We start from the raw sequence: 2,496 nt of genomic DNA on the forward strand, positions 1-2,496 counted from the left end.
ATTAGTATCTTTTTTTCCATCAATTAATCTATAGGCAAATTCCGCTCCGGATTTGATGCGGTTACGGTTTTCTTGAAGTAATGCACGATCTCCTTTGTAAAGTCCTTTGAATAAATCATTCACACAAGTAGACATAAAAGCATGAATTTCTTCTAGCTCTTTTGCTTTACGGACTGCAATGTCAATTGACTTGTCCATTCTGATTGGTCTTTCGTATATCTTGCGTCGCTCCAGTGCATCGTTTAATTGTCCTGCCCCTTCAAGAATCAAGTCTTCATCGGATAAATTATCGGGGACAGATAGAATGATTTCGAGTGCCTTAGAAAGTGGCAATAAAATTGTATGACTTGATTCAGACGAACGAACTTGATAAAACTGACGATATTCTGTAACAATGCGTTGAATTAAACTAAGCTTTTCGATCATGTAAATATCTCCTTGTGACCAGATTTTGGCATAGTACCAGTAGCGCGAAACCTCTGTGGCGGAGGGAGCGCGTTTAGCTGCTCGCAACCAGGAATCCGCCAAAGCGAAAATATTAAGAACATCAGTCATCATCTCCCTTACTGTATTAGATAGAGCTTGCCAGCGCGGATCTGGTTTAGCTGCTTTAGCATCCAAATGAACACTATAGGCAATTAGTAATCGCTGAAGCAGCTCGTCTAGCTTCTGAATCCGCCCTTGATGAAATTCTTCTAAGTGCATAGCTGTTGGCAATCCTAAAACACTCCAGAAGTTGGCAACCCCATCTAATTTTACGGATTCTCTAAATTCGCTATCGCTGTTATAGATGGGAATTTGACTCGCCGTTGCCACAACTTTGACACCGAGCAGTATTGGTAATAGTAAAGATAGAAAAGCTGGCTCCACCCAAGCATCAGTTAATGTTTTTCCGCGAGTAGTTGTATAACTAATTGCCATAAAGGGAATATCGATCTTACCCCTACCATAATTAACATCACTGAAACGTCCTAATTCTGGTGCGTCGGTAATCCACTTAAAATTTCGTAACGATTGGGTATCTAGCTCATTCTGCAACCAAAATTTATGAACTTCCCAAAAATTAACCCGTTTTAGATTGTCTACTAATACTCGCACTGCTTTTGCCATTTGGGGAGAGTAAACAAATGCTGGGAAAATGTAGAGAAATATCGGCTGTTGGTCTTCAAGTTTGCCAGAAGGAGCCGCCCAAAGTACTTGACGCAGCAGCATTTCTAATGACCATATTTTAGAGATCCCACGTTTTATTTGTCTGCCGCCGAGCGCATTTTTATTACTATATTGCTGCGGTTTAAATAAAACCACTGAATCCATCTGATCTTCAGATAAGAATTCTCCAGAACTCAATGAGCAAATAGGTTGTTTAGCTGCCTTAGTTTTAGCGATCGTATATTGCTCTAATTCATGCTGAAATGTACCTGATAATGTATCCCAGCCAGCCACTTCTAAATACTGTTCGACATAATTCAAAAATGCCTCACAAGTTGGGTTGTTAGTTTTTGGCAAAAGTTGTTTTTCTTCCGCCCAGTCAGCTAAATCATTTACTAAAATTTGCAGTTGTACTGTCAATTGTTCGAGATCGATCGTTCTATTAGAAACAATGTATTTTGCAGAGGCATGATACCAACCATAGTTCACGCCCCCTTTTTGGATTTGTGTTTGCTCGATCGAAATGGCATTATCGATCTTGAGCCACTGCAAAATCCAAGGTGTAAATTCAGAAACTGCACTAAAAAATTCGCGTTGGAGTAACGAAATCAGTTCGGCGACACGATCGCTTCGCAAGTCAGCACCATGTTCGAGTGCCGATCGTTCTTGTTCGTCTAGCTCTAAACTATCCAGCCGTTTTGGTGTCGCGGTAATTTTCTCATTCTTGACATTTGCCGCGATTACCATTGGTAATCCCCGAATCAACTCAGCAGGGGTAAATAATTCGCGAGTCTGGGGGGAAACTTTTACCCCTTTACCATCGCGTTTAAACCCGATTTCCCCGCCTAGCATTTTGTCACGTAGTAATTGCCCAATTCCATCCCACAAAGCATGTTTAAGTGTATCTCGATCGGGAATCTCTGCATCCATAGGGGCTAAATACACGACTCCCTGAGCAAAGAATAAGATTGGTTGCCAGTCTAATTCCTCATTGCAACGCAAAGCAGCATTATGAATCGCATTACTGAGTAAGCCCGTAGTATTACGAAGACGGTGATAGAGTATTTGTCGATCGATTCCCAACGTTCGCAAATGTTCTCGTAAGCGATCTCCGCGTGTAGTTGTCGTCACCTCTGCCGGATCTTTCATGTGGACAGAAATGTCACCAAAAGCTAGTAGTGGTCTGAGGGGACTAGATAAACGACGCGATCTAATTTTGAAAGTCGGCCAATTACTCGGTACGGGATTACCACCACATTTATATTGTGTGTTTTGGGCGAGGAATCCAATTTCAGAGATGTAATCTTGCCAATCTACCCAAAAGGCTTGGAAATTAAGTAACTCACC

The 2,496-nt window shown here is 41.5% G+C and carries 1 protein-coding gene; it reads right to left on the reverse strand.

The features are described from left to right. On the reverse strand, positions 1 to 2,496 hold a 2,496-nt coding region (gene cas10d / locus RMO79_RS15945; RefSeq protein ID WP_310484161.1), incomplete at both ends, for a type I-D CRISPR-associated protein Cas10d/Csc3.

It is taken from the genome of Chamaesiphon sp. VAR_48_metabat_403, assembly GCF_031422475.1.
Classification (GTDB): Bacteria; Cyanobacteriota; Cyanobacteriia; order Cyanobacteriales; family Chamaesiphonaceae; genus Chamaesiphon.